We start from the raw sequence: 1023 nt of genomic DNA, 5'->3' as shown, positions 1-1023 counted from the left end.
GGTCCATGGTTTGATCATTCAATTAATGTTGCAAGAGCTACTGAAAGTATTATCTCCCAGCTAATTAATAAAGGGTACAATGCTCTTCTGCACGATATAGGTAGATATAAAGGTTTTACAAAATCTGTAATTCACTCTTATGATGGTTATATTTATATGAATGATTTGGGATATAAGGGAAATGCAATTATTTGTGTCACGCATTCATTTCCTTGTAAGAATGAACATCTAGAGATTGCTGCAGATTGGAGTCTTGTTCCTGATCATATGGAAAGTCTGTTAGTTGAAATATTGAATGAGCACAGTGATTATGATTTATATAATAAAGTTATTACCCTTTGTGACGCTATCGCTGATGCAGACGGCTTTACTACTCTTGAAAAAAGATTGATTTCAGTTGGTTTACGTCACGGAACAACCTCCCACACCTCATTACATTGGAAGGGATTTTATGCAATTAAGAAAGAGTTAGAAGCTTTAATTATTGGTTATTCACTGTTTTTTCTAACTCCTTTATTTCTAGCAGATGTACAAAAACTCCCTGCTAGCTTGATTGGATTTGCGATGGTACCCGCTGCTGCTGCATCGGCCATATTGAATAGACAAGGTGGAAAGCTTACGGATTCGAAGGGAACATCCTATTTATTCTTTCTTGCATCAAGTTTATTAATAGTATGTTTTTTCCTGCTTTCAACTTTAATCGGTTCGAGTGCATGGTTCATTGCGCTATTTCTAATCTTGGGCAATGTCGGCCAATCGTTTATGATGATTGTCATGTCTAAATCGATCTCAATAACATTGCCAAAGGAGCATGCAGGTGTTGGAATGGGCCTGCTAATGATGCAAAATTTCATTTCAGGCTCTATTGCAATCGGGATATACGGGAGAGCTATTGATATTGAAGCAAGTAGTTCGTGGAATCCATTTCTACAGTCATCAATGGGTGCTATATACAGTAATATTTTCTTTGTATTGGTTACCTTACATGTTGTTATTCTGATTGTTTACAAGTTAAAGATGCAA

Annotated in this window: 1 protein-coding gene; it reads left to right on the top strand. The window is 36.2% G+C overall.

The features are described from left to right. Positions 1 to 1023 (top strand): MFS transporter (locus tag V7164_RS24175; RefSeq protein ID WP_335355482.1); only part of this gene is annotated, 1023 nt, incomplete at both ends.

This window comes from Bacillus sp. JJ1474 (assembly GCF_036965225.1).
Lineage (GTDB): Bacteria > Bacillota > Bacilli > Bacillales > Cytobacillaceae > Cytobacillus.
This window is presented reverse-complemented; position numbering and strand designations above follow the sequence as displayed.